At 57.4% G+C, this 26,085-nt stretch carries 27 protein-coding genes; 14 read left to right on the forward strand and 13 right to left on the reverse strand.

Going from position 1 to position 26,085, the window contains the following annotated elements; translation table 11 throughout:
* Positions 1 to 79 precede the first annotated feature (79 nt).
* Together ACWJ62_RS11775 and ACWJ62_RS11780 are read left to right on the forward strand one after the other, a co-directional pair.
* Positions 80 to 319, forward strand: a complete 240-nt coding sequence (locus ACWJ62_RS11775; protein ID WP_064227162.1) for a DUF2798 domain-containing protein — start codon at positions 80 to 82, stop codon at positions 317 to 319.
* 155 nt (positions 320 to 474) lie between these two features.
* Positions 475 to 1,890, forward strand: a complete 1,416-nt coding sequence (locus ACWJ62_RS11780; protein ID WP_449286351.1) for a DUF4397 domain-containing protein — start codon at positions 475 to 477, stop codon at positions 1,888 to 1,890.
* 48 nt (positions 1,891 to 1,938) lie between these two features.
* Here the strand turns inward: ACWJ62_RS11780 and dacB are convergent, their stop codons facing one another.
* Positions 1,939 to 3,468, reverse strand: coding sequence for a D-alanyl-D-alanine carboxypeptidase/D-alanyl-D-alanine endopeptidase (dacB, locus tag ACWJ62_RS11785; RefSeq protein ID WP_449286352.1), 1,530 nt, complete (start codon positions 3,466 to 3,468; stop codon positions 1,939 to 1,941).
* 308 nt (positions 3,469 to 3,776) lie between these two features.
* Between dacB and ACWJ62_RS11790 the strand changes: the two genes are divergently transcribed.
* The 3 genes from ACWJ62_RS11790 to ACWJ62_RS11800 all read left to right on the forward strand — a co-directional run bounded on the left by ACWJ62_RS11790 (position 3,777) and on the right by ACWJ62_RS11800 (position 6,349).
* Positions 3,777 to 4,547: a glutathione S-transferase N-terminal domain-containing protein gene (locus ACWJ62_RS11790; protein ID WP_449286353.1), complete on the forward strand. Its 771-nt coding sequence runs from the start codon at positions 3,777 to 3,779 to the stop codon at positions 4,545 to 4,547.
* Positions 4,548 to 4,739: 192 nt separating this feature from the next.
* Positions 4,740 to 5,675: an aldo/keto reductase gene (locus tag ACWJ62_RS11795; protein WP_449286354.1), complete on the forward strand. Its 936-nt coding sequence runs from the start codon at positions 4,740 to 4,742 to the stop codon at positions 5,673 to 5,675.
* Positions 5,672 to 6,349, forward strand: coding sequence for a hypothetical protein (locus ACWJ62_RS11800; protein ID WP_449286355.1), 678 nt, complete (start codon positions 5,672 to 5,674; stop codon positions 6,347 to 6,349). Before ACWJ62_RS11795 ends, ACWJ62_RS11800 begins: the two co-directional genes overlap by 4 nt.
* Here the strand turns inward: ACWJ62_RS11800 and dkgB are convergent.
* The gene (gene dkgB / locus ACWJ62_RS11805) at positions 6,318 to 7,127 is read right to left on the reverse strand and encodes a 2,5-didehydrogluconate reductase DkgB (protein ID WP_449286356.1); all 810 of its coding nucleotides are present in this window, start codon (positions 7,125 to 7,127) and stop codon (positions 6,318 to 6,320) included. The genes ACWJ62_RS11800 and dkgB overlap by 32 nt on opposite strands.
* Positions 7,128 to 7,248: 121 nt before the next feature.
* On the opposite strand from dkgB, the gene ACWJ62_RS11810 reads away from it, so the two are divergent.
* On the forward strand, positions 7,249 to 7,662 hold the full coding sequence (locus ACWJ62_RS11810; protein ID WP_449286357.1) for a GFA family protein: 414 nt from the start codon (positions 7,249 to 7,251) through the stop codon (positions 7,660 to 7,662).
* Here ACWJ62_RS11810 and ACWJ62_RS11815 read toward each other — a convergent pair.
* The 7 genes from ACWJ62_RS11815 to ACWJ62_RS11845 all read right to left on the reverse strand — a co-directional run bounded on the left by ACWJ62_RS11815 (position 7,656) and on the right by ACWJ62_RS11845 (position 15,979).
* A complete protein-coding gene (locus ACWJ62_RS11815; protein WP_449286358.1) occupies positions 7,656 to 8,777 on the reverse strand; it encodes a PQQ-dependent sugar dehydrogenase in 1,122 nt (373 codons plus the stop codon). The genes ACWJ62_RS11810 and ACWJ62_RS11815 overlap by 7 nt on opposite strands.
* Positions 8,778 to 9,026: 249 nt before the next feature.
* Positions 9,027 to 9,848, reverse strand: coding sequence for a (2Fe-2S)-binding protein (locus ACWJ62_RS11820; protein WP_449286359.1), 822 nt, complete (start codon positions 9,846 to 9,848; stop codon positions 9,027 to 9,029).
* A complete protein-coding gene (gene fhuB / locus ACWJ62_RS11825; protein ID WP_449286360.1) occupies positions 9,835 to 11,865 on the reverse strand; it encodes a Fe(3+)-hydroxamate ABC transporter permease FhuB in 2,031 nt (676 codons plus the stop codon). Before fhuB ends, ACWJ62_RS11820 begins: the two co-directional genes overlap by 14 nt.
* Positions 11,855 to 12,790 (reverse strand): ABC transporter substrate-binding protein, encoded by a 936-nt coding sequence (locus tag ACWJ62_RS11830; protein WP_449286361.1) that lies wholly within the window; start codon positions 12,788 to 12,790, stop codon positions 11,855 to 11,857. Before ACWJ62_RS11830 ends, fhuB begins: the two co-directional genes overlap by 11 nt.
* Positions 12,780 to 13,553, reverse strand: coding sequence for an ABC transporter ATP-binding protein (locus ACWJ62_RS11835; protein ID WP_449286362.1), 774 nt, complete (start codon positions 13,551 to 13,553; stop codon positions 12,780 to 12,782). The genes ACWJ62_RS11830 and ACWJ62_RS11835 overlap by 11 nt, the downstream gene beginning before the upstream one ends.
* Before the next feature lie 68 nt (positions 13,554 to 13,621).
* Positions 13,622 to 15,424, reverse strand: a complete 1,803-nt coding sequence (locus ACWJ62_RS11840; RefSeq protein WP_449286363.1) for an ABC transporter ATP-binding protein — start codon at positions 15,422 to 15,424, stop codon at positions 13,622 to 13,624.
* Between the two features lie 102 nt (positions 15,425 to 15,526).
* Positions 15,527 to 15,979, reverse strand: a complete 453-nt coding sequence (locus ACWJ62_RS11845; protein WP_449286364.1) for a YaiI/YqxD family protein — start codon at positions 15,977 to 15,979, stop codon at positions 15,527 to 15,529.
* A 363-nt stretch (positions 15,980 to 16,342) separates the two neighbouring features.
* Here ACWJ62_RS11845 and ACWJ62_RS11850 point away from each other — a divergent pair, with 363 nt between their 5' ends.
* Both ACWJ62_RS11850 and ACWJ62_RS11855 read left to right on the forward strand, forming a co-directional pair.
* Positions 16,343 to 16,915: a histidine phosphatase family protein gene (locus ACWJ62_RS11850; protein ID WP_449286365.1), complete on the forward strand. Its 573-nt coding sequence runs from the start codon at positions 16,343 to 16,345 to the stop codon at positions 16,913 to 16,915.
* A 40-nt stretch (positions 16,916 to 16,955) separates the two neighbouring features.
* Positions 16,956 to 17,294, forward strand: coding sequence for a zinc ribbon domain-containing protein YjdM (locus ACWJ62_RS11855; protein ID WP_008176055.1), 339 nt, complete (start codon positions 16,956 to 16,958; stop codon positions 17,292 to 17,294).
* Between the two features lie 3 nt (positions 17,295 to 17,297).
* Here ACWJ62_RS11855 and ACWJ62_RS11860 read toward each other — a convergent pair whose 3' ends face one another.
* On the reverse strand, positions 17,298 to 18,017 hold the full coding sequence (locus tag ACWJ62_RS11860; protein WP_449286366.1) for a tellurite resistance TerB family protein: 720 nt from the start codon (positions 18,015 to 18,017) through the stop codon (positions 17,298 to 17,300).
* 226 nt (positions 18,018 to 18,243) lie between these two features.
* On the opposite strand from ACWJ62_RS11860, the gene ACWJ62_RS11865 reads away from it, so the two are divergent.
* Together ACWJ62_RS11865 and ACWJ62_RS11870 are read left to right on the forward strand one after the other, a co-directional pair.
* Positions 18,244 to 20,520, forward strand: coding sequence for a putative bifunctional diguanylate cyclase/phosphodiesterase (locus tag ACWJ62_RS11865; protein ID WP_449286367.1), 2,277 nt, complete (start codon positions 18,244 to 18,246; stop codon positions 20,518 to 20,520).
* A 95-nt stretch (positions 20,521 to 20,615) separates the two neighbouring features.
* Positions 20,616 to 21,125 carry a copper chaperone PCu(A)C gene (locus ACWJ62_RS11870; protein WP_449286368.1) on the forward strand — a complete coding sequence of 170 codons (510 nt, stop codon included), beginning with the start codon at positions 20,616 to 20,618 and terminating at the stop codon, positions 21,123 to 21,125.
* Between the two features lie 40 nt (positions 21,126 to 21,165).
* On the opposite strand, the gene ACWJ62_RS11875 is transcribed toward ACWJ62_RS11870, so the two are convergent.
* Positions 21,166 to 21,342, reverse strand: coding sequence for a DUF2897 family protein (locus ACWJ62_RS11875; RefSeq protein ID WP_075267673.1), 177 nt, complete (start codon positions 21,340 to 21,342; stop codon positions 21,166 to 21,168).
* 64 nt (positions 21,343 to 21,406) lie between these two features.
* Positions 21,407 to 22,237 carry a M90 family metallopeptidase gene (locus ACWJ62_RS11880; protein WP_449286369.1) on the reverse strand — a complete coding sequence of 277 codons (831 nt, stop codon included), beginning with the start codon at positions 22,235 to 22,237 and terminating at the stop codon, positions 21,407 to 21,409.
* Positions 22,238 to 22,383: 146 nt separating this feature from the next.
* Here ACWJ62_RS11880 and ACWJ62_RS11885 point away from each other — a divergent pair, with 146 nt between their 5' ends.
* The 4 genes from ACWJ62_RS11885 (at position 22,384) to ACWJ62_RS11900 (ending at position 25,187) form a co-directional block, all read left to right on the forward strand.
* Complete coding sequence (locus ACWJ62_RS11885) at positions 22,384 to 23,055, forward strand: SDR family oxidoreductase (RefSeq protein WP_449286370.1); 672 nt, start codon at positions 22,384 to 22,386, stop codon at positions 23,053 to 23,055.
* A 93-nt stretch (positions 23,056 to 23,148) separates the two neighbouring features.
* Complete coding sequence (locus ACWJ62_RS11890) at positions 23,149 to 24,210, forward strand: GGDEF domain-containing protein (RefSeq protein WP_449286371.1); 1,062 nt, start codon at positions 23,149 to 23,151, stop codon at positions 24,208 to 24,210.
* A 23-nt stretch (positions 24,211 to 24,233) separates the two neighbouring features.
* Positions 24,234 to 24,689 carry a CopD family protein gene (locus tag ACWJ62_RS11895; protein ID WP_449286372.1) on the forward strand — a complete coding sequence of 152 codons (456 nt, stop codon included), beginning with the start codon at positions 24,234 to 24,236 and terminating at the stop codon, positions 24,687 to 24,689.
* A gap of 27 nt (positions 24,690 to 24,716) precedes the next feature.
* On the forward strand, positions 24,717 to 25,187 hold the full coding sequence (locus tag ACWJ62_RS11900) for a MaoC family dehydratase (protein WP_449286373.1): 471 nt from the start codon (positions 24,717 to 24,719) through the stop codon (positions 25,185 to 25,187).
* An 18-nt stretch (positions 25,188 to 25,205) separates the two neighbouring features.
* Here the strand turns inward: ACWJ62_RS11900 and ACWJ62_RS11905 are convergent, their stop codons facing one another.
* The gene (locus ACWJ62_RS11905; protein WP_449286374.1) at positions 25,206 to 26,060 is read right to left on the reverse strand and encodes a PA4780 family RIO1-like protein kinase; all 855 of its coding nucleotides are present in this window, start codon (positions 26,058 to 26,060) and stop codon (positions 25,206 to 25,208) included.
* Between the last annotated feature and the right edge of the window lie 25 nt (positions 26,061 to 26,085).

Genomic DNA, 26,085 nt, shown 5'->3' on the forward strand with positions numbered 1-26,085 from the left:
TGAGTGATATCAGTGTACGACATATCACGCCTTTCAGATGCTGCTCCGGGGAACGCTGGAGCATTGTTCAGGAGAAGTCATGAGCAAAATGAGACTTTCACGTCTACGCCAGCTGATTTTTGGCTTTTACATGTCCGGAATCATGTCGCTGCTGATGTCCGGAGTGATCACCTTTATCAACACAGGCATCGACAGTGAGTTCCATTATCGGTGGGGACCGGCTTTCCTGGTCGCCTGGGCCGTCGCTTTTCCTCTGGTGACTTTCATCGCGCCGCTTGCAGGGAAGATGACTGAGTTCACCATGCGCAGACTGGACTGATTGCGTACAGATGTAAGCTTAAATGTTAAAAGATGCAAATCCGTTCTTTCTGACTCCCCGTAAATGCATTGACGCATGATTCATGGACTGAGTTTGTGCAGGTTCGAACCACTCAAATCCTGGTAAACAACCTCTATAAGTGGGGAGTTGAAACAATGAATACAAAATACGCTTTACCGATGGTTTTGGCGGGTAGTGTCATGCTATCCGGGTGTTGGCTTGATGACGATGATGATCCAGCAACGACCAGTGTTCGGGTCCTGCATGCGTCCTCTGATGCACCTGCGGTGAATGTACGGGTGAACGGTGATGTTGTCGTTCCCGGCGCTGATTACAAGCAGGCTGCCGTCCTGACGCCCAGTGCCGGTCTTGCCGACATTGCGGTTGATGGATTGCTGCCGGGCGGTGAGACCGCGACCGTAATTTCCGCTGACGGGGTGTCGCTCCGCTCTGATACTAAGTACGACGTTATTGCGGTTGGTAAAGTTGGTGACGAGACCATCGAGCCGCTGATTCTGACTGATGATGGTGCTCGTGATGATGCCAACAGTGCGCGCCTGAGGGTTGCTCATTTGTCGCCTGAGGCTCAGACAGCTGCAGGCGGTCCAGTAGATGTATATGTGACAGCTTCCGGCGATCCGCTTCCTGCCGAAGCTACCTTCAGCTTCTCCTTCAAGGAAAGTGTAGGCCCACTGGAGCTTCCCGCTTCAGACGATTATCAGATTCGGGTTACCCCTGCGGGTTCCAGCACCGTTGTTTACGACAGTGGCCAAATTGGCTTGCCCGCCGGGTCTGATCTTCTGGTCGGCGCCGTTGACAATACTGGTGCAAACGGCGATGCAAGCCCAATCAGTCTGGTCGTACTGAATGGCAGTAATGTTGCCGAGATTTTCGACGCAGGTCAGGACGCAGGCGTGCGCGTTGTGCATGCCTCTTCCGATGCACCTAACGTAGATGTTTTTGTTGGCGAAACAGGTCCGGCGGCGTTGTTTAACATCCCGTTCGGCGATGTTTCTCCGGATGCCTTCCTTGACGGCTATGCTGCTTTGCCGGCTGGGGATACTCGCGTTCGGGTTGCGGCCGCTGGAACCGGGCTCAATGGTGGTCTGGTAGTAATTGATGAGACACTTTCGCTTGTTAACGGTCAGGGTTACAGCGTTCTTGCGGTAGGGCAACTGGACAGCATTGAGGCATTGGTGGCAGAGGATACGGTGCGCAGCATCGCTACCCAAGCATCTCTGCGGATTGTCCACGCGTCCACTGCTGCCGGAAATGTCGACATTTATTTGGTTCCGGGCACTCAGGACGGTATTGGTAACTCGGATCCGGCTCTGTCAGACGTGCCTTTCAAAGCTGTAACAGATTATCTTCCGATAGCCGATGGCACCTATAACGTCTACATTGCACCGACAGGAACGGGCACACCGGCAATCACCGCCGAAGGTGTGGAGCTAAATGCAGGTGGAGTCTACACGGTAGTTGCACGGGATTCGGACCCAGATAATGCAGATCCGGCATTGCAAGCGCTGGGGCTTATCTTATTCGATGATTTCGTTGGGCAGCCTCAGTAAAGAACACTGTTAAATCTTTGAAAAAGCCCCGGCCACGGCCGGGGCTTTTTATTGGATGCGGGTCTCAGAAGTGCCGGAAGCCGCATGTGAAATGGCCGTCCCTGTCGGTGGCCGGAAATGCAGCGAATACAGAATTCGGTCCAGCACAGCCTGGCCGTTCCAGGCAGGATCGTTATTGACCATCCCGACCACGGCCCAGGTGGTGTTATTGGAATCGCGGGTGAACCCGGCGATCGATCTCACATTTTCCAGGTAACCGGTCTTGATACGACCCTCGCCATCCATGCCAGTATTGCGCAGGCGGCGTGCCATGGTTCCATCCATCGCGATAATGGGCATTGAGGCCATGAGGTCTGCCGAGTAGGCGCTGTTCCAGGCGTGTTCAAGTATTTGAGCGCCCTGGCGGGCGGTGATGCGCCCGTGTCGGGTGAGGCCAGCGCCGTTGTCGATCACCATGCCAGCAGTATTGATGCCCTTGTTTTCAAGCCAGTCGTAGAGCACCCTTATGCCGGCAACCCGGTCATCGCTTTCATCTTCCAGGCGGTTCTCTGCACCAATGGTGAGCAGCAGTTGGCGCGCCATCACGTTGCTGCTCCACTTGTTGATGTCCCTCACCATGGTGACCAGATCCGGCGAGGTGGTTTTCATCACCAGCCGGGCATCTTCAGGCGTTACGCCATTCAGGTCTCCACCTGAAACCACGACGCCAAGGTCCGCCAGCAAGGAACGAATCAACGAGGCGCTGTATTGTTCATGGGGCAGCAATGAAAGATAGGTAGTGGTTCGGCAGCCCTGGGGAAGTTCACCGGTTACCCGAACGGTCACCCGGTGGTCTTCATGAATGATGGGCTCCCATTCAAAGTTTCTTCGTGACGGGCACGGGCCCTCGGCAGTGGCAACCACGCGGTTGTCGATAACGACTTCGCCCAGGGAGGGCGTGCTCCAGGCCTGGGTACCACGCTCATCGGCACGCACCTGGAAGTGCATCAGGTTCAGGTTGGTCAGATAGGCGGACGGTTCCACCAGAAAGGGCGCGTGGGGATTGTCGCCGTTGTCCTCAAACGCAGGAAAACCACCGTCTACCTGAAAGTAGGAACCATCAAGGATCAGGTCTCCCTCGATTCTGGTAATGCCCATGCTGCGCAGCTCGCCCAGTGTGGTCCAGAGGCGTTCAATAGTGAGCTTGGGATCGCCTCCGAAGCGGACGTACAGATTGCCTTCGAGGGTGTCGCCGACCATGACACCGTCGGTGAGGAAATCGGTATCCCAATGATGATTGGGGCCGAGAACCTCGAGTGCCGCGAAGGTTGTTACCAGCTTCATGATGGAGCCAGGGCTCATCAGCGCATCGGCATTGATGTACTGATTGATGCCGGGGCCATTCAGCGGAATGGCTGCCATGCTCATGGCGTCTTCGTTATGAAGGGACTGGAGGGCGTAATCCTTCAACTGACTGGACCAGAGGCGAGTGCCGGAAAATCCCGCGTCTTCGCCATCTGCGGCGGCAACGGATGGGCCAGCCGTGACAGACAGGGCCATAAGTGACGCCAGTAACGACCGCCTGAATCGATGATACATTTTTTCGGCTCCTACAGAGCCTGAGCGCCGCATACCCGGGATTAACATGGTCACCGTCCAGTGAGTTCGTATACTTCAACAATAGCCCATCCTGGCGGTTTGTACTATGCAGAAAAGCTCTACATGACGTTAAAAAATGGCAGTAGTGTCGTTGTTTGTATTGAAGTTTTGTGACGTCATGTAAGTGCCTTTGTGAATCATGGGGTTAGGTGGACAAAAATTAACGGTCGTGGAGATCGATCCCCGGAGCCAATGGAAAATTTTCAGATTGCGTGATAATGGCGTGGTCTCCAACAAAAGGTTTGTTTATGTCGAATATGCTTTCTCATAACGTCCACGTGCTGGGCTCGGTCGCGACATCGTCGCTCACTGCGTGGCGCGGTTGCCTGGTGGTAAAAAATGTTCCCCAGCCGGAAAAGCCGATCGTGCTCTACGACATGGAGGGCTGTCCGTACTGCCGTCGCGTTCGTGAAGCCCTGACTGCCCTTAACCTGGATGTGGAAATCCGGCCCTGTCCGAAAGGCGGGTTGGTATTCCGGGCCCAGGCGGAGGCGCTGGGAGGCAGGCAACAGTTCCCCTTGTTGGCGGACCAGAACACGGGCACGGTCATGTACGAATCGGAGGAGATCATCGAGTATTTGTTCCGGCAATATGCCGGGCGGTCGGTGCCGTCCTACTATCGTGGTCGGGTCTGGCAGCCGGTCCTGGGCTCTGTAGCCTCGGTAACCAGCGCCATGCGGGGGCTGAGAGTCAGTCAGGGCAAGCGGCCGGAGCAGCTGTTGCACCTGTGGAGTTTCGAGGGTAGCCCGTTTTCACGCCTGGTGCGTGAGCGGCTTTGTGAGCTGGAAATTCCGTATACCTTGCACAACCTGGGCAAGGAGCACTGGACAGAGATCGGGCCAGCGAAGCAGCGCATCAAGCCGGGGCCCTATACGCCGATTCCTGGTGGCAAGCGGGATGCGTTTTTCCAGGTGCACAAGCGGGTTCAGGTGCCCTATCTTGAAGACCCCAATACCGGGGAAGGGATGTTCGAGTCTGCCAGGATTCTGAAGTATCTGGATCGTGAGTACGGGAACTGAGTTGTTGATAAGACTGTCAGCCATGTAGCTGCCGCCCGGGTGGGTCATCCCTTCTCCAGACACGCCGTAAATACTTCCATGTAGGCTCGGTCGGGCCATCCGTGGCCCTCCACGGTCTGGAGAAGGGATGACCCACCCGCGCTGTTTGAGCATCATGCTATTCGCACTGAAATTTCTGTCAGTGGGGGCGCTATGGCGAATCAGATTACTCGAAGGAAGTTCCTGATCAGTTCCGGCCTCGCCGGAATTGCTCTTAAAGCCCCGATGCTGTTCGCAAACACATCGGAGAGCACCGCATTATCTCCCATCATGCGCCGGATTCCCGGCACAGACGAATCCATCCCTGCAATCGGCATGGGCACCTGGATCACCTTCAACGTTGGTGGTGACGAACAATTAATCGCCCAGCGCACTGAGGTTCTGAAAACCTTTTTCGAGCTCGGCGGCACGGTGGTCGATGGCTCGCCGATGTACGGCAGCGCTGCAGATGTCATGGGCGAGGCGCTGAACGCTCTGGGCGCCCACGACCGGATTTTTGCGGCCACCAAGATCTGGACCGGCGATGAATCGGAAACCCGGGAGGAGGCGGCGCGTTCGAGCAGGCGTTGGGGTGTTGATCGGTTCGATTTGTTGCAGGTGCACAATCTGCTGGGCTGGCAGGGGCATCTTGAAACCCTCAAGCAGATGAAGGCCAACGGTGAGGTTCGGTATATCGGCATCACCACGTCTCACGGTCGACGGCACCGGGAGGTTGCACAGATCATGGAGCGGGAACCGCTGGATTTCGTGCAACTGACCTACAACGTTCTGGACCGCGAGGTTGAGGACCGGTTGCTGCCATTGGCCGAGGAGCGGGGAATCGGGGTGATCGTTAACCGGCCGTTCCAGGGTGGTTCGCTGTTCCGTCGGTTTCAGTCGGAGCCGCTGCCGGATTGGGCCGGGGAGGTTGGAGTCAGCAACTGGGCTGAGTTCTTTCTAAAGTACATTATTTCCCATCCGGCAGTGACCTGTGCCATTCCGGCAACGAGCAAGGTCGAGCATATGAAGGAAAACATGGGCGCACTCTATGGCGCGCTTCCGGATGCCGATCAGCGCCAGCGGATGGCGGATTACGTGAGGTCTTTGTGAGTGGTGCGGATTGGCTGAGCTACTCCCTGCAGGATTTCGTGATGTTCGGGCCGCAGGTGTTTCTGCGGCTGTTTGTCCGGATCAACCAGGATCTCTGGCCCTGGCAGTTGCTGGCGGTGATGATCGCCATTTTCATACCGGTGCTGATTTTCAGGCAGAGCAGGGCGGCACGGCGTTTGGTCGTCGGGCTGATGGCGGTTGCCTGGGCGGTCAGTGGCTATGGATTTCTGGTGGGCTATTTCGGACCCATTAACTGGCCCGCAGCGTGGTTTGGCTGGGCCTTTGTGGCGCAAGGGGGTCTGCTTGCCGCGGCGCTGTTTTCCGGTGGAGTTCATGGGGGCGCGCTACTACCTGGCCGATTTGTTGCCCTCTGGCTGATCGTGGTCTGTGGTTTGCCATGGTTGGTGGCGGCGGAGACTGGCCAGTGGCAGTCGGTCGCGCTGTTCGGCATCGTGCCCGGCACCACCGCGGCGGCCGGCGCCCTGATCGTTGCTCTGATAACCGGTCCCTGGCGCTGGCTTTATCTGCCGCTGGTGCTGCTGTGGAGCCTTTTCAGCGCAGCCATGTTCTGGGTACTGCAAACCTGGTGGTTGCTTGTTACCCCGTTAGCTACGCTGTTGCTGGTTGGAGCCGGGTTCTGGCTCAGTCCCAGGCTGGCGCGAAGTCCGGATTAGCGATGCGCTCGTTGCGGTCCAGCTCGTCAATCGCGCGGATTTCCTCTTCGCTCAACTCAACCTCCAGCGCCTCCAGGTTGGCCTTCTGGTGGCCGGGGCGTGTTGAGGAGGGGATCGGCACGACGCCTCTCGATGCCACCCAGGCAATAGCCACCTGGGCCGGCGTCAGGTTTCGCTCACCGGCAATGCGTTGCAGTGTCTCGTCCGCCATCACCTTGCCGACTGCCAGCGGCATATAGCCGGTTACGGTAATGCCGAGCTTCTGGGCATGTTCCACCACCTTGCGGTTCGCCAGGAAGGGGTGCACTTCTACCTGATTGGTGAAGATGGGCGTGTCGCCCAGTATGGCTTTCGCCTCATCCATCTGTGCGCAGGTGAAGTTGGAAATGCCGATGTGCTCGGCCAGCCCTTCGCGCTGGGCATCCCTGAGGGCGCCAAGATATTCTTTCATGGGCACTTCATCGCCTGGGGATGGCCAGTGAATAAGGGCCAGATCCACATGGTCGGTTTTCAGCCGCGCGAGACTGTCGTGCAGGCTATTTATCAGATCGCTCGCGTGCAGCTGGTCGTGCCAGATTTTGGTGGTCAGGAAAATTTCCCTGCGCGGAATACCACTGGAGGTAATGCCATCACCAACTTCCGCTTCGTTTCCATACATCTGGGCAGTATCGATATGGCGGTAGCCCAGGGACAGGGCGCTCTTGACGGCATCTCGGGCATCGTTGCCCTTGAGCCGGAAAGTTCCCATGCCGATCTTCGGAAGTGCGCTGAATGACATAATGTCCTCCTTAGCGAATGGTGTGTTCTTAAAGTGGTGCCGGCAGACTGGTTCTTCAAGTGGCCGCCGGGTATCATCGCGCCTGAATCAACCTCTGAGCCGAACCAGTGAGGCCCGCACCATGTACACCGGTCGTTGCCTGTGTGGCGATATCTGTTTTGAATACGATGGCCCTCTCGGCCCGGTTGCCCTGTGCCACTGCAGCCAGTGCCGGCGCGCCCACGGGAGCGCGTTCTCGGCCAGCGCGCCGGTGCAGAAGGTGAGGTTCCGGTTCGTATCCGGCGAAGACAGGATTACCGAGTTCGAATCGCGTCCCGGCAAGTACCGGGGCTTCTGCAGCCGTTGCGGCAGCCAGCTTTACAGCCGTGTTGACGCCATCTCCGGCATACTGCGTCTGCGAGTTGGATGTATCAACGAGCCCCTGGGTAAGGGGCCGGCCCAACATGTGTTCGTGGGCTCAAAATCCGACTGGTTCGAGATTACCGACGAGCTGCCCCAGTTCGAGAAAACCGAGCGAACCAACGATCCTCACTGAAGCGGCACCATCCGATAGACCTTGCCCCGCGGTGAATCTGTCAGCAGCCACAGGGCGCCGTCCGGGCCCATACGCACGTCGCGGATCCGCTCACCGAGGTCTGTCAGCAGATCTTCTTCCTCGGTCACATCTCCACCCTGAATGCGCAGGCGCACCAGCTTTCTCATCTTGAGTGCCCCTACAAACAGGTCTCCCTGCCATTCCGGAAACAGGTCACCGGTATAAAACGCCATGCCGGATGGCGCAATGGAAGGATCCCAGTAATGCAGTGGCTGGGCCATGCCTTCCTTTTCGGTCTCGTCAGTGATGGGCAGGCCAGAATAGTCGATGCCGTAGGTGATTGTCGGCCATCCGTAATCGGTTCCTGCCCGGATGATGTTGATTTCGTCGCCACCCCGGGGACCATGTTCGTGGCTCCATATTTCGCCCGTTTCCGGGTGGATCGTCATGCCCTGAATATTGCGGTTACCGGTTGTATAGAAGGTATCGTTAACGCCGCTGGTGTTGAGGAAAGGATTGCCGGGCGCGGGACCGCCGTCAGTCGTAATCCGGTGAACGCCGCCGGCATCATCACCATTGTCCTGGGCCCGGTCCATCTCGCCCCGGTCTCCAACGGAGATGTAGAGGTTGCCCTCCCGGTCGAATTCCATGCGACCTGCAAAGTGCCTGCTGGTGTTTGAGCGGGGTAGCGCTTCAAAGATGACGTCAACGCCGGTCAGACGCCCCCCGTCCAGTCGGGCGCGAGCCACGCGAGTGGTCATGCCGTCCCGGTTTCGGTGGGCATAGCTCAGGAACAGAATCTGATTCTGTTCAAAATCCGGGTGCAGAATCACGTCCAGCAGCCCGCCCTGGCCGGATACGACGAGCTCTGGTAGCCCGCTGATAGGGGCACTCAACAGCGCACCGTTACGGATTATTCGCAGCCGTCCTTCCCGCTCCGTGACCAGCATGGAGTCATCCGGCAGAAACGCCAGGCTCCAGGGATGCTCGAGGCCTTCTGCAATGGTCTCGAGCCGGAAATCGGTTTTGTCGGAGGAAAAGGTCTGGTTTGCCACGCTGGTAACGGCAACCAGCATTAAACTGCCTATCAGGACAAGGTGTTTGAGTATACCCATTGGAGCCTCCGTTCCTACCGGTGCCGTGTGAACATTCAGAGTAGCAGTTGAAGCGGGCTTCGCCGAAGCGTGTCCCATTATCAAGAGTATAGGGCTTCCTTTGGATTACAGATCAGTGCCACTGTTGCAAATAAAAATTATTCGCAATAAAGTAAAGGCCACTGGGTTCACGTCAAACGGGAGAAAAAGGAATGTCACCCGAACAGGAAATGATCGAAGGTTTGAAACTGGCAGCAGGGGCCGGTGCGCTTATTGGCCTGGCTGCCATTGGCCTGGCGTTGTCGTCCGCTCTTGGGACATGAGAGCGGCGAGTCGTTCCTTGCGATGCACGCCACAGGTGCCGCAGTAACCGCCCTCCGGTAGCAGGTATTTCAGGCAACACCCCTTTCGCTGGGGGATTGCCGTGGCCAGTTCACCGAACACCGCCGGTATCCAGTCAATAAACTGGTTTGCATCGTTTTGAAACTGCTCCAACCAGCCTTGCGCCAACCGGCAAAGTGCTTGTGGTTCGACCCGGTTCCACACGGCTGAAAACGGCGCCCCGAGTCCAAGACCTGTACTGCTCCAGTAGGCGCCCGGGCTTACTCCCAGCTGGCGCCGGAAGACAGGGTACCACTCAGCTGTCAGAGTTCCCGCTGACCTGACAAACGTTTCTTCATCAACACCCACGCCGCCCGGCAGCTGAAACCAACGGGATACTGTTTGTTTCGAGTGGTCCGCCGGAGCCAGGAATATTCGTTTGGCATCCGGCAAAGGCGCGTGGCCGTCGCGAAATAGCCTGAGAGTCAGAGGCGCAATCACGCTGAGCGCCAGATCCTGCTGAAGCACAGAAATATAAGCGCGCAGGGTCCGGCTCCCGGCGTTGCCTCCGTATTCGATGCCAACCTGGCGGAGCAGTAGCGACGGTTGCTCCAGGCACTGGTCGAGCGAGAAGAGACCGCTTCGCGCACCTGCCGTCGTTTGGAGAGCCTCATTAAGAACTGATTCACCATCCAGCCCTGACTGACCTAGCATACGGCGGTATTCCCGTCCCTGGGGACCGACCCCCGGGTTACGCTCAGGCTCTGCCATGACGACTCAAACCCCAGAGGAAATACAGTCCGCCCACCAGGGCAGCCAGGAGTCCCGCTGGCAACTGATTGGGGTAAGCCACAACCCTGGACAGGTAGTCCGCCATGCCGAGCAGAAGACCGCCGGCAAGGGCAGCGACAATGAGCTGCCGGCCAACGGTCTGCTGGCCCAGAACTCTTGCCAGGTGGGGTGCAATAAGACCTATAAAACTTAGCGGGCCTATCACGACCGTCGCCGAAGCGGTCAGCAACGCTGCTAATAGAAGCAACACCAGGCGGACTTTCTTCACCGGCAAGCCCAGTGAACTGGCCGATGTTTCACCCAGGGGAAGAATGCTCAGGGGTCGGATTATCACCAACAGGCCGGCCGAAATCAGCACAATGAGCGCCAGCAGACCCAGTGCTTCGGTCTCCGAAACCAGCCAGGTTGAACCGTACATCCAGTTGAGCAGTTGTGAAGCTACCGTACCGCCAGAAGCCATGACCAGGCGAAGTCCCGCATCCATGAACACATAAAGTGCAAGTCCACCCAGGAGAAGCTGGTTGCCGGCAAACCGGTGCTTGCGGGCAAGCATAATCAGCAACCCCAGCGCAGCTGCCGCACCCAGGGTGGCCGCTCCCAGCTGTCCTGCCCGGCCAATATCGGCACCGAACAGAACGATCAGAACCATGACGACTGCTGCGCCACCACTGATGCCAAGCATTTCCGGGCTGGCCATGGCGTTGCCTGTCATGCGCTGGATCAGTGTTCCCGCAAGGCCCAGGGCCACGCCGGCAAGAATGGCAGCCATTAATCTGGGACCGCGCCAGACCCAGGCGTCGTTCCATTGGGCGATCGGGGTCCAGTTCCACTCGTTGAGCCCGGGAGACCAACCCATGGAGATGCCGATTGTGAGCAGAAGCAGCGCGGCAATGACACCGCCGATCATAGGCGTGGGGCGTCTTTTCGGCAGAAAACCGGCGGGGCTGTCATCCTGTCCTGGCATGTGATGGGTGTTCTTCAAGCCCTGTAGTGCCAACAGAATAATGGGCCCGCCAATCAGGGCGGTGGTCGTGCCGGTGGGTACCAGAGACCCGTCGCCCCAGGTGGATGCCCAATGGGCGAGGGTGTCCGCCAGTAACAGCAGACCTGCACCCAGAAGACTGCTCCACACCAGCCGCTCAGACAATGTACGGGCACCGAGAAGCCTGGCCAGAACCGGTGCCGCCAGTCCAACAAAGGCAACCACACCAACCCGGCTCACCACGGTGGCACTCATCAAAACCACCAGAAACAACGCCAGCAAGCGAATCAGACCTACCTTGGCTCCCAGGGAGCGGGCGGATGTCTGCCCCAGTTGCATGATCTGAAGTGGCCGCATCAACAGGACCATGAATACGCCCAGCACCAGTACCCGGGGCCAGAGTTCCATAAACGGTTGCCAGTTATTCTGGACCAGCGAGCCCGCTCCCCAGATGAATAGATTGCCCAGCCATTCGCCCTTGAGTAACAGGAACGCCATGTTGACGGCGCCCAGGAAAAAGGTGACGACAAGACCGGCCAGTATCACGGTGACCGGTGAAAAGCCCAGGCGCCAGGTCAGCGCGATAACCAGTCCGATCGCCAGCAACCCGCCGGAAACCGCCACCAGGTCCGGACTGAACGCCAGCAACCCGGGAAAGAACATGGTCGCTACTGTTACCCCGAACTGGCCGCCGGCTTCCACGCCCAGGGTTGTGGGCGAGGCAAGGGGGTTGCCAAGGATCTGTTGGGTAACGGCGCCGGCGAGGCCAAGACCAAAGCCAATGAGGACGGCAATGGCGACACGGGGGGCCCAGCTGTAATGGGCCAGTACCGAAGCGTAATCGTTAGCTTCGAACGTCCAGAAGGCGGCGATGAGGGCGCCGGCGTCGAGCTGGCCAAGCCAGGGCGCCGCGCTCGCGAGAAATGCACCACACCAGATCAGCGCTGCAGCTACCGGCAATCTTGCTGGCAGGGATGGCTGAGCGACCGGGCTGCTTGCGGATTCAGCGTACATTGTCTGAACCTCCTTCCAGCAGGCCATCGGCGAGTAACGTTGCCAGTCGCTTGACCGGGAAGACCCCGCCAAACGGCCAGACCGGATCAATCTGGTAAACCTGATCGCGTTGAACCGGTGGAAGATAAGTCCAGAAAGGGCTGTCGGCCAGAGTGTCAGACAACCCGGCCAGGGTCGGAGAAATAACAACAATCCGACTGTCCTGATAGGGCGCAAGTGCTTCAAGCCCGACTACCGAGAAACCCCAGTAATTACCGGTGTGGGGCCAGGCGTTCTCAAGGCCGAGCGCGTTCAGAGCGCTTTGATAAAGACCATTGGGTGCATACACGCGAACGTGACGGTCATCCAGAAAGTTCACCAGCGCCACCGGCCGGTCGGTGAGGCCGGCATTTTCGAGGCGACGACGCTGGTTATTCAGGGTCTGGTCTATATCGCTCAGAACAGCATCAGCCCGCTCCTCCCGGTCCAGCATGTCACCGAGAGTTATGAGCATGGCGCTGGCCTTTACGAAAGGTTGGGAGCCTCGCTGGTAAACGCTGACAACGTAGGTGGGTGCAATGCGCTCCAGCAGGTTCGCCGCGGGCGCCATCTCGGAACTGGTGACGATCAGATCCGGTTTTAGCTCGGCAATGGCTTCGAGGCTCGGCGCCACCCGGGTGCCAATGTTGGCGACTCCTTCGGGAAGTTCCGGTTCCCTGACCCAGACGTTATAGCCATCCCGATCGGCAACGCCGATGGGCGTGACACCGAGTAACAAGAGCGCCTCTGTGGCCGCCCAGTTGAGAGCAATCACCCGTTCCGGAGTCTTGTCCAGTGTCAGGGTTCCCTGTTCGTGCTGCCAGCTTGCGGCGCAGGCAAAGAACGGTAGCAGGCTCACCAGCAGTGCCGCGCTGTATCGCCAGGAAAGTCTAGACCTAGTAAACATAGGACACCCACTGTCCGGGCGCGCGCTCCATCACGCCCATGGGAACGCCATAAATGGATTCAAGAATGCCGGAATCCATGATTTCCCGGGGGCTGCCATCGGCGACCAGCTGCCCGGATTTCAGAGCTACGAGCCGGTCGCAGAACCTGGCCGCAAGATCCACATCATGCAGCACCACAACAACCGTAAGATCCCGATGCTCGGCGAGCCGATGGACCAGGCGCAGGGTTTCAACCTGATGTTTTACATCGAGGGCGGATATGGGCTCATCCAGCAGCAGGCATCGTGTTTGCTGGGCCAGCAGCATGGCAATCCAGGCGCGCTGGCGTTCACCACCAGAGAGCGTGTCGACGGAGCGATGCTGGAACTGGCCGAGTCCGGTGTCCTCAATGGCCCGGGTGATCAGGCGGTGGTCTTCCTCGTTATAACGTCCCAGTGGCCCGCGCCACGGATAGCGCCCCAGGGCAACCAGCTCTCGAACGGTCAAACCGTCCGTCCCCGGCGGATGCTGTGGCAGGTAGCCCACATTGCGTGCAAATTCCCGGGCGCCCGTGCTCCGAAAGGATTTCCCCAGCAGATGTACATCGCCGGTGGAGGGGGCAAGCTGGCGGGCAAGCACCTTGAGCAAGGTGGACTTGCCGGAGCCGTTATGCCCGAGCAGGGCCGTTACCTCGCCCTCTTCGAAACCGAGGTTCAGATTCTGAAGTATGGTGGTGTCGCCAATGCGGACATCAAGACTGGAAACGTCGAAAAAAACAGGCATGCAGGCTCCCGGAATGCTGAGGGCCTGCAGAATAATTTAAATGCGAATCACTATCAATATATATTGCGTTAAATGGCGGCCTGTATTTGCCCGGTCTGCACTCGCCACTGGTTGGCGTAGGCGCCATTCTGGTTCAGCAACTCCCGGTGAGTTCCCTGTTCCAGTACTTTGCCGCCTTCAATCACCGCAATGGAGTCGGCATCAACGATGGTGGAGAGCCGATGGGCAATCATGATCACGGTCCGGTTGTGGCCAATACGCCTCAGTGACCGCTGGATGGCGGCTTCTGTTTCGTTGTCCACAGCACTGGTGGCTTCATCGAGCACCAGTATCGGCGGGTTTTTCAGCAGGGCGCGGGCGAGGGACAGTCGCTGGCGTTGTCCTCCCGAAAGTCGAATGCCCCGTTCACCTACTGATGTGTTCAGGCCCTCGGGCAGGGCTTCAATAAACGACCAGGCTTCCGCGGTTTTCGCTGCCTCAATGATCTCGGCATCGGTGGCAGCCGGATTCCCGTAGGCAAGGTTTTCCCGAATGGTGCCCTCGAACAGGTAGACATCCTGACTGACGAGCCCAATTGCGCCGCGCAGGGATTGCAGGCTGAGATCCCGAATGGGTTGTCCATCGATTCGGATTTGGCCGTTGCTTGGATCGTAGAACCGCAGCAGCAACTTGATCAGAGTGGATTTGCCGGAACCGGTTGCGCCGACCAGCGCAAGGGTATTGCCGGCTGGCACGGTCAGGCTGATATCCCGTATTCCTGCACCGCTGGACGGATAGTGAAAGCTTACTTTGTCCAGCTCAACATCGCCTTTCACCGGCTCTGCCAGCGCCTTGCCACCCTCGTCACGCACGTGCACGGGCTCGGCCAGAAGGTCCAGAATCCGACGGGTGCTGGCCATGGCCCGTTCGAACAGGTCAATCACCTCGGCAAGGCCGGTCAGGGGCCACAGCAGGCGCTGGGTAAGAAATACCAGAACGCCATAGGCACCCACGTTCAGGTTGCCCTCAAGGGCCATCATGCCGCCCACCGTAAAGGTGGCCAGGAAGCCGGCAAGAATGGCCATCCGGATCACCGGGATAAAGGCGGAGCTGATACGGATGGCCCGGCGATTGGCCTCCACGTAGGCTTCGCTGCTTTCTTTCAGACGCTTTGCCTCCCGCTGTTCAGCGGTAAAGCTCTTGATTGTGGCGATGCCACCCAGATTGTTGGCCAGCCGGCTGGACAGGTCACCCACTTTTTCACGAACGTCGGCGTAGAGCGGCCCCGCTTTGCGCTGGAAGTAGAAGGCGCCCCAGATAATCAGGGGGATGGGTGTGAATGCCAGCAGGGCAATGAGCGGCGAGAGCACGAAGAATACGGCGCCGACGGCAACCACGGTCACCACTACCTGAATCATGGCGTTGGCGCCGCCGTCGAGGAAGCGTTCGAGCTGGTTCACGTCATCGTTCATGGTGGCCACCAGTTGCCCCGAACTGCGGGCCTCAAAGAAGCTCATGTCCAGGCGCTGGGCATGTTCGTAGGCATCCTGTCGCAGGTCCGACTGCAGCCGCTGGGCCAGGTTGCGCCAGAGAATCTGGAACAGGTATTCGAACAGGGATTCACCGGCCCAGATGAAAAAGGTGAGTACGGCCAGAATGGTGATCTGTTCCTGGGCGGTTTCAAAACCGAGGCCAGCCACGAAGCTCTCTTCCTGATTGACGACCACATCAATGGCGACACCGATCAGGATTTCGGGGGCGATATCGAAGAGTTTGTTGATAATTGAGCAGGTGGTGGCCGCGATGATCTGTCTGCGATATCCCCGGGCGTATCGGAGCAGTCGGGCCAGGGCAGCAAAGCTGCTGGTGGTTTGGTGGCTGTGTGAGGACATACTCCGCTTCTCTCCCTTGAATCACGCAGGCCCACGTTGAGCCTTCAATCAATAAGGCGGGAAGGGTAGCGGATCTGTCTGGGTTTTAAAATAGAATCATTATCAACTGCGTGCGTTTCTTTGTAGCCAGCGGTCAAGCTTGTCGGCAAATTCCTTACGGTCGGTCTGGCTGAAGGGGGCGGGGCCTCCGGTGACCTGGCCGGCGTTGCGCATTTCCTCCATGAAGTTGCGCATGGCCAGGCGCTGGCGAATATTTTCTTTGGTAAAAGCCTGGCCGCGGGGATTGAAGACGTCGGCGCCTTTTTCAATGGCTTCGGCAGCCAATGGGATGTCCTGGGTAATAACGAGGTCGCCTTTGGACATCTGGTCCATGATTTCGTTGTCGGCCACATCAAAGCCCTGGGGGACCTGTCGTCGCTTGATGTAAGGGCTCGGGGGCAGGGTGATGGCGTGGTTGGCAATAAAAGTGGTGTCGATTTGCCAGCGGGTGGCGGCGCGGCAGATGATTTCCCGGATTGGGACGGGGCAGGCGTCGGCGTCGACCCAGATTGGCATGGTGGTTCCTTCTTTCGGCTTGGTTCTGTTGGGAGTTTACCTTTTGTTTATATGAGCCTGATAGATATTGTCCGCGTATCTCTTGGTAAGCCTTCGAGGTTGGTGCTGGAGGCATTGGGAGAGCCCTTCCAAAAACCGCTACGAGCACCCCTTCGGGGTCCGGCCAGCAATCACAGATTGCTGTCGCTCAGCCGCACATGAAGCTTCGCTTCATAAACGTTTGCTTCGCCCATGTGCGCTTGTTTCAGGCCATCCCTGGCCTTCAACATTTTTGGAAGGGCTCTCCCAATGCCTCAATCGGACATCGTCAGTTCATCCGCGCATTGCACAGTTTCATTGGATTTTTTTCAGGAGGTAACAACTATGCTTGCCAGATCTATCCTAACCGCATTTCTGGCGGTCGCCATGTGTTTCAGCGTTTCCGCCGCCGATAACAACGAAGAAGCCTGGGAGGCTCTGAGAGACGGACGGGCTGTTCTGATGCTTCGCCATGCATTGGCGCCGGGGACCGGAGATCCAGGGAACTTTGATATCAACGATTGCAGCACCCAGCGGAATCTGAACGATACCGGGCGGGAGCAGGCTCGCGCGTGGAAGCCGTTTCTGGCAGACCATGGTATTACCGAGGCGCGGGTGTTCAGCAGTCAGTGGTGTCGCTGTATCGATACCGCATCGGGGATGGACATGGGTGAGGTAACGGAGTGGCCGTCGCTGAATTCTTTTTTCCGGAATCGTGGAGACGGGCCGACTCAGACGCGGCAGACGATTACTCTGGTGAATCAGTTGGAGGAAGGGGCGCCGGTCATTATGGTGTCGCATCAGGTGAATATTACGGGGCTGACCGGGATTTTTCCGTCGTCGAATGAGGGGGCGATCATTGCCTTGCCTCTGTCGGAAGACCCCAGGGTTCTCGCGAGGGTGTCGCCCGGGCGTTGATGATACAATCCCGCGCACATTCAATGAACAGGAAATGATAATGTCGCAGCTTCCGCCATGCCCGCAGTGCAGTTCCGAGTACACGTATGAGGACGGCGTTCAACTGGTATGCCCCGAGTGCGGGCATGAGTGGTCTGAGGCGGAGGCTGCGGCGGCTGACGCCGCGAAGGTGGTTCGCGACGCCAACGGCAATGAACTTCAGGATGGCGATTCAGTGACTGTTATCAAGGATCTGAAGGTCAAGGGCTCCAGTTCTGTGGTTAAAGTTGGCACCAAGGTGAAGAGTATCCGCCTGGTTGAAGGCGATCACGATATCGACTGCAAGATCGACGGTATTGGCGCCATGAAACTGAAATCGGAATTCGTCAAGAAAGCCTGATGACTACCCAGCTGTTGCACTCTGGATCTGTTGTTCCAGTTCCCTGGCAAGGGCCGGGTCGAGCTGTAGGGCGCTGGCGAGTTGATCCAGCCAGGCCCTCTCCATGGGGTTCTGCTCGTCAATCATTACCGCGCTGACAATGTAGATTTCCCGGCTGGCCTGGGGCGAGTCGGCATTGCGGGCGAGGGCAGTGGCGTCCAGCGGGGCGTCGAACTGCTGCTGAATCCAGGCGTGAAGTTCGTCATCCGGTCCCAGTTTTTCAATTTCCTGGGTGAGAAGCGCGCGTTCGTTGGCATCAATGTGGCCATCAGCGCGGGCTGCCATGATCATGGCCTGGAGTATTTCCAGTCCCCGTTGTTCCTGCGCTTGGCCCTGCAGCTGCTCCAGTGGCTGGCCCTGTTGTGCCAATGCCGGTTGCGCCGGGCTCTGACTGTTGGTCTGGTAGTTCTGATAGGCTTTCCAGGCCAGGACACCCACGCCTGCAAGGGCACCGTATTTGAGGGCTTTGCCGCCCATCTTTCGGCCGCGCTTGGAACCCAGCATCATGCCGAGGGCTCCGCCGCCCAGGAGGCTCTTTACGTCGATGCCTGAACCGGACCCCTGGCCGCCTTTGAGCTGGCTGCCAAGGCTGTTCACCATCTTGTTGACGTCCATGCCGCCACCCTGGCTTTGACCGCCCTGCGCCTGTTTCATTACCTGGTTCAGTACAGACATCACGTTCATAGACACACTCCTGTCATATCGATTGCCTTTCAGCGTTTCAGAATATACCAGCCGGTATCATTGTTATTAGTGGGCCCGGAATTACTCTGTTGTCACGAATCGACGCATTTAGTTCCATGGGAATTAACAACCTACAAATGAACGGTAAATAGTAATGCGCTTTTCAGGCTCTCCCGTATACTGACGTAAAGCTGTCGTTTAACCTACTGAATTCTTGGAACTGCTTTTGGCAATTCTCAAACGCAATCTTTGGACACTCTTCGCTCTTATCCTCCTCGGTGGCCTGCTGCTCCTCAGTACCGTTCTGTTTTTTCGTTGGCAGGGCCTTATTTCGGACGAGAAGCTTTATCAGACCGCCCGTGTCGAGCTGGTTGCACAATCAGTCGACAGCATCCTGCGAACCCAGGAGCTCGTTCTCGATGTTATTGGCCGCGAATTGCTCAATCAGGACAATCTCTTGTCAGGCAGTCGACAGATCCCCTTGCTCGACAGCATCCTTGCCGCCAACCCCATGCTCGTGGGCTTCGGATTGGCCAGACCTGACGGCACGCTGGTTCGTGTCAGCACCAATCTCGATCTTTCGACTCTTCCAAATCTGAGAACCGATCCCGAGACCCGTGACAGTTTCCTGGGAGCCCTGTCCTCCAATGCAATGGTCGTGGGCCGGACCTATTTCGTAGACGCCCTGGGCGCGTGGGTTATACCGATCCGGAAAGCGATACGGTCCCCGAATGGGGAAGTCGTTGCCGTCATGACAGCCGGCATGCGACTTGATGGCCGTGGTTCGGTGTTTAGCCAGACCCTGCATGACGGCGACTCTGACACCGTAATGCTGTTCCGGGAAACCGATGGCTATGTTCAGTTTATGTCCGCTGAAGGTGTTGGCCCGCAACAGTATTCGCAAATCCGGGTGCCGATGGACCAGCGGGAGATAAACCGGGCAGCGTTCGAGAAGGATCTCAACCTGAGTGTGGAGGAGGTCATGCAGCGTAGTGAGTCTGTGGTGATCCGAACCCGACGCCAGGGCGAGGACTATCTGACTGCTGCTGTCTTCAACAACCGCTACCAGCTGTGGACCATCTCGGAAACCCGGTTCGCTCCGCTTTACCGGGAATTTCTCCAATCCCTGTTGCAGTATCTGCTGGTGTTCCTGGTAGTGGGAATTGTTTTCTACAAGGGATTCCGGATTATCGACAAAGCCGAGAAAAAGCGGCGTTTGGAGCTTTCCTACCTTTCACGGCACGATGATCTGACCGGGTTGTTGAATCGCAATGGGCTGCTGGACCGCCTCGACAGCCTGGTTCCGGATAAAACGCCGTTCTGCCTGGTTGTGGTCAACATTGATAACTTTAAAGGCATCAACGATCGGTTTGGGCTGGAGACCGGAGATGAAACTCTTCTAGAGTTCGGCCGTCGGCTCGCCGAGCTTGTTGAAAGCCGCGATGATCTTGCCCGCCTCGGTGGCGATGAGTTTGCCATAGTGACCCCGAACACCGACCTGGAGGACGTTGAAGCAGCCTGCGTGTCGTTGGCCGGCAATCTGTCCCGTACGTTTGAGGTAGGGCGATTGAGGTTGCAGGTGACGGCGAGTATCGGTGTGGCCTGCTTTCCGGATGACGGGGATTCCCTTAGCAAGCTGATTCGAAGTGCCCATCTTGCCCTGTACGAGGCAAAACAGAGCCGGAACGATGTCTGCATTTACCGAAGCGAGATGGAAATGGCCTATCTGCGCAGACTGTCGGTCGAGCAGCGTCTCAGGTACGGCCTGGCCTCGGGCTCCCTGTACATGGTCTACCAGCCTCAGGTCGATGAGAATGGAAAAGCGGTCGGACTGGAAGCACTTGTTCGCTGGCAGGATGAGGAACTCGGCTTTGTTTCGCCAGCGGAATTTGTTGAGGTTGCCGAGAAAAGCGGGCTGATGGTTCCTCTTGGGCGATTTGTGGTTGAAACCAGTATCCGGGAATACAGTCTGCTCCGCGACAAGATCGGCCGCTCCGTGGACCTGTCTATCAACATCTCGGTTATCCAGTTTCGCCAGCCAGACTTTGTTGAAACAGTGCTTGAGGTTCTGGCAACGCACCGTGTGTCGCCGAGAGAGCTGGTCCTCGAGATTACCGAGAGTCTGTTCATGAGTGACTTTGAGAAAGTGCTGAAAACGATCGAACGATTGCGCGAGAAAGGGGTACGGATCTCGATGGACGATTTCGGTACGGGTTACTCCTCGCTCAGTCTTTTGCGAAAGCTGCCGCTAGACGAGTTGAAAATCGACAAGAGCTTTGTCGACACCATTCTGGAAGACGAAAAAGCCGCGAACATGATCCGGAGTATTATTGCCATCGCTCGGAGTCATAACATGGAACTGGTAGCAGAGGGTGTTGAAGTAGAGGCCCAGGCCAGCGCCTTGGTCGAGATGGGCTGTCGACGTTTTCAGGGTTATTACTTCAGTCGTCCGGAGACCCTGGACAGACTGAGAGCGAACCCGGCTCTCGCCATCGGGCATTGACCCTGTCTGCGACCATTCGTCGCACTGAAAAGCTTGGATCCAGGGCCTACCCTTTCTATCCTTTGATTTTGAACCATCGACAAGGAACACTGGACATGAAGTATTGCCTGAGCGTGTTTGTGCTGGCACTGGCCCTGGTTGCCCCGACAGCATTCGCCCATGATTACAGCCATGGCCCGGTAAAGGTCGAGCATCCCTGGAGCCGGCCTACACCGCCTGGCACACCCATGGGAGTGGGCTACATGAGCATCTCGAACAGTGGCAGCAGTGATATCACCCTGGTTGGGGCCGCAACCCCAAGGGCGGGTAACGTATCGATCCACGAGACCAGCATGCACGATGGTGTGATGCGAATGGCACCGGTCAAGGGCGGGCTCGCCATACCGGCAGGTACCACCGTGGAGTTGAAGCCCCACAGCTTTCACCTGATGCTGGAGAAACTGAAAAGTCCGTTGCGCGAGGGTGAGAGCATTCCATTGATCCTGACCTTTAAGGGTGCGGATGAAATGCAGGTCGAGCTGAATGTCGTGTCGCTGGATGGCGAAATGATGAAGAGCGAGAGCATGGACCACTCCGGCAAGAGCATGGACCACAGCGGACACTGATCGAACCTGCCCGGGGGCAGGCCTCGCGGCCGCCCCAAACCTACCACTCTCTGTCTTCGGCGCTCTCCTCGGCCTCGATCTCCGCCTTCCGGGCCTGAATTTTCTTCATCTTTTCATCGGAGATTTTCATACTGTGTGCATTGTCACGCAGTATCATCAGGCTGCCCACGATCAAGGCAAGGGCAACAACGATGAATATCCATCCTATGGCTGGCATGTACACCTCCACCAACTGATCCGCTTTCCTACATAGTGGACCACGCATTGATCGGCCACAACTGTCATGCATCCTCCCAGAAAGCCGTTGGATCGAGCCGATAATACCCTTGCAGGGCCTTGTAGACCTCGGGCTGTTCTCGCTTGAGATGGCGCGGCTGCTGGAAAAATGCCTCGGTCAGCACTGCGAAAAATTCTGCCGGTTCGGTAGCGCCGTATGGATCAAGCCAGGATCTATGGTGGTGCCGGAGGGAATGCCTGAGGTCTTCGTAGGCCGTCGTCATGGAGCTTTGCCAGTGCCGGGCCTGCTCTCCACTCAGCGGCGGTGCCCCGTCTGCGGTGCCGTCCAGGTAGTCCAGCTGGTGTGCAAACTCATGGAGCATGACGTTATGGCCACTGTGCGGGTGCCTGGCCGCCTCCTCACATTCTCGCCAGGCCAGCACCACCTGGCCCCTGCTTGAGGCCTCGCCGGCCCGTATTTCATTACTTTCGCTGACAATCATGCCATCGCTTTCAATGTCTCTGACGTGATAGGCATCGGGATAGACCAGAATGCTGCTTACCTCGTCAAAATCCGAATAGGGGCGGGCAAGAATCAGCAAACAGGCGTGGCCGGCAATGGTCACTCTCACCGTGTCGTTCACCTCAAAGCCGTCACAGCCATAGAATTCTTTCTCGGAGAGAAAAAGCTGGACCCGTTGCTCCAAGGTTTGTTTGAGGGCTTCAGGAAGCTGTCGGTAAAACGGCACGTTCGCATCAAGATGCTCGCGCCAGGGTGTTGGAAAGGGGACCCTCAGTTCCCGTTCCCTCCGCCAGGCGCGGTAGAAGAAGAGGTAGAATACGGTTGCCGCGATCAGGGTCACTGCGAAGACTGCGAAAACAAGTGCTGCTGACATGCTGCTCCCAGCGACCATTGATTGAATTACCCCGTATCTTACAGAAAAATTGGATCTGCACGCAGGTAGGTCCCGTATTGCTGGTTGTTCTTCGGTGCAGGGGATGTGAAGCTGCATGAACTGTATTGATCGTTGAGGAGGCTGATATGTCCGAGAATTCCACTGTCGTAATCACCGGGGCAAACCGGGGCATTGGTCTGGAGCTCGCCCGGCTGTATGCAAGCCGCGGCTGCTCGGTGATCGGGGTCTGTCGGGAAGCCTCGTCAGAGCTGAAAGAGATCGCCGCGCGGATCATCGACGGCGTTGACCTGACGACCGATGAGGGTGTGGGCAAACTTGCGGCCAGCCTGAAAGGCGAACGCATTGATCTGCTGATCAACAATGCCGGCCTGCTGCAGGACGAGAAGCTCGGAAGTATCGATTTTGATTCCATCCGTACCCAGATGGAAATCAACACTTACGCTCCGCTGAGGGTGGCTGAAGCGTTGGTTGACCAGATCCCCTCTGGCGGAAAAATCGCCAACATCACCAGCCGGATGGGCTCCATCGCTGACAATGACTCCGGCGGCCGCTATGGGTACCGTGCGTCCAAGGCAGCGCTCAATGCCTTTGGCAAGTCCCTTGCGATGGATCTGAAACCGCAGGGTATCGCCGTGGCACAGCTGCATCCCGGCTATGTCCAGACCCGCATGGTGAATTTTGGCGGGTTGATCACTTCGGAAGAATCGGCAAAAGGCCTGGTAGAGCGGATTGATGGCCTGACCCTGGAGAATACCGGATCGTTCTGGCACAGCAACGGCGACGAGCTGCCGTGGTGATCCTGAAACCATTTTCATTTGTTTGCATCGGAGTGAGGCAGAATTCCGTTTTAACGAGTATTCTTGTTACCTAAAAAAGGAATTCTGCTGTCAATGAAAAGTGCGACTACTCCAATGAATTATGAGCCTGAGCGGGAGCGCAGGCCGCAGTTCTGGCGTTTGGCCATGCGATGTGCCCAGATCGCCGGAACTGTTGATGTCATCTTTTTCTTTCTTTTTCTTGCATTGGGTTCGCCGATTCTGGCATGGATCAACGTGGTTAGCGTGGCCATGTATGCCGGGGCCTATTACGCACTCAAATACCACAGGAACAAGATTGCGGTCGTACTCATCTGGGCCGAAGTGCTCGGACATGCCGGCCTCGGTACCGTTCTGATCGGCTGGGAGAGCGGTTTCCACTACTACCTTCTGATGTTCATACCGGCGATCTGCGTTTCCGCGTCCCGAAGATGGGCGGTTTATGCGCTGCTCACTCTCTGGGGATACTACGTCGCGCTCGATGCATTGATGTGGTACATCGAACCGTTGCAGCCAATCCCGCAGACGGCCCTGAACATAGTCCATCTGTTCAATCTGAGCGTGGTCTTTGCAATGTTCAGTTACTTGGCTTCCTATTACCTCAGCATGGTTGTTTCGGCCCAACGCAAGCTTCGCGAAATGGCAACAACGGATTCATTAACCGGGCTTTTCAATCGCCGTCATATGACCTACCTGGCGGAAAAAGAGGTATCGCGGTTTCAGCGCAACGGACACCCGGTTGGTTTCCTCCTGCTGGATGTCGATCATTTCAAATCGATCAATGATGCCTTCGGTCATGAAGTCGGTGACAGGGTACTCGGCTGTATTGCCGATGTGATTCGAGAAGAATTAAGGGCTCAAGATCTCATAGGTAGATGGGGCGGTGAGGAATTTCTGGTCATTCTTCCAGATACGAATGCCGATAAAGCGCAAGCAAGCGCGGAGCGGATACGAAAGGCGTTTTTGGCAAGGGACTGGCGCGCAATTATCGGTGGTGATGTCGATGTTACGATCAGCATTGGCGTAAGTGAGCTGCGCACTGGCGAAGACCTGAGTGCCGCGGTCAGCAGGGCTGATGAAGCTCTTTACCGTGGTAAAACGGGCGGCCGTAACCGGGTAGAACTGGAAATCATCTGAAGGCCACAGCAAGGGGTAGTTTTATGAGTCTGGCAATTGCACTGCACGTTCTGTCAGCGGTGATCTGGGTTGGCGGCATGTTCTTCGCCTACATGGCGATGCGCCCGGCGGTGGTTGAGGTTGTGGAAGCCTCTCAGCGTGGCCTTCTGTGGTTGAAGACGCTTGAACGGTTCTTCCGCTGGGTCTGGCTCGCGGTTGTGTTGCTCCTGGTTACCGGTTACTGGATGATTTTCAGTGTGTTTGGCGGTATGGCAGGTGCCGGCTGGCATATTCATGTCATGCAGACGCTCGGCCTGGTGATGATGCTGCTCTACTTCCACGTGTATTTTGCGCCTTTCCGGCGGCTCAAGCAGGCGGTTGCAAACAAGGATCCGCAGGCTGGCGGCGTTCAGGTGGGAAAGATTCGCCGGCTTGTAGGTATCAATCTGATTCTCGGCCTGATTGTGGTCGCCGTAGGGTCTGGCGGTCGGTACCTGTAACGGGCTGAGCGATCGGGGACCGATACCATGTCTGATATTCGAAAGAGAGCCATTGCCGGCCTGAAAGCCGGCGATTCGTTTACCCTGGCACGAACTTTCACCGAGGATGAGACCCTTTCTTTTGGCGAAATCAGTCGCGATCAGAATCCGGTTCACTACAGCGATGAGTTTGCCCAGGCCAAGAACCTGCAGGGCAAGATCTGCCATGGCTTGCTGGTTGGCGGGATGATCACGGAAGTGGGCGGGCAGATTGGCTGGCTGGCGTCCGGGATGAATTTTCGCTTCCGCCGGCCAGTGTATTTCGGCGATACCGTCACCTGTGTATTCACCATCACCGAAGTGGATGAAAGGAATCGGGCCCGGGCCGAAGCGGTGCTCTCGAACCAGCACGGTGAGCCGGTCATAGAAGCCTGGTTGACCGGTGTTCTGCCCGGGCCCAGGGAACAGGAGGTGATGTCAGCAATGGCCAGCGAACAGAAAGCGACGCCTGCCAGCTGATCAACACCTGCCTGTGCGTCAGTCCTCCTCGGCGTCCCTCATCCGTTCCTGCCGCTCCCACTCTTCTTCTTTTGCCGCATCGATGATTTCCATCAGTTCGTCGACGTTGGCGGAGGTATCATCGTGCTGGAAGCAGCCGGTGAGTTTGCTGTCCGGGTGCAGGTCGCCGGATTCGTAGAGTGCCCAGATCTCCTTGCCATAATCGGTATTCAGCAGCTCCGGCGCGAATCGGCCAAAATAGCGGCGCATATTGTCGACGTCGCGTTCGAGCATGCGTTCTGCATTGTTATTGCCAGACGCATTGACTGCCTGCGGAAGATCAATAATGACCGGTCCGTTGGTATCGACCAGAACATTGAATTCCGACAGATCCCCATGGATCAGACCGGCGCTCAACATCCGGACCACCTCACGGATGACCTGGCCGTGGAAGTCACGGGCCTGTTCCGGGGAAAGGGTGACATCATCCAGCCTGGGCGCGGCCTTGCCATCTTCGTCCGCCACCAGCTCCATCAGCAGTACACCGTCCACAAAGCCCAGAGGTTCGGGAACCCGGACGCCCGCGGCGGCAAGCCGGTAGAGGGCATCCACCTCGGCGTTGAGCCAGGCATCTTCCTGTTCTTTCTGGCCGTATTTGGTTTTCTTGCTCATGGCCCGGGCCCGCCGGCTGTTCCGGACCTTTCGCCCTTCCTGATATTCCACCGCCTGCTTGAAACTCCGTTTTGTCGCTTCCTTGAAGACCTTGGCACAGCGCGTCTGGTCTCCGCAGCGCACCACATAAACCTGGGCTTCCTTGCCGCTCATGAGCTGGTAGAGCACTTCGTCCACCATGCCGTCATCGACAAGTGGTTGTAATCTCTTCGGTACTTTCATAAAACCTTTCAGACGGACAGTGAGT

Source organism: Marinobacter sp. PE14 (genome assembly GCF_053566155.1).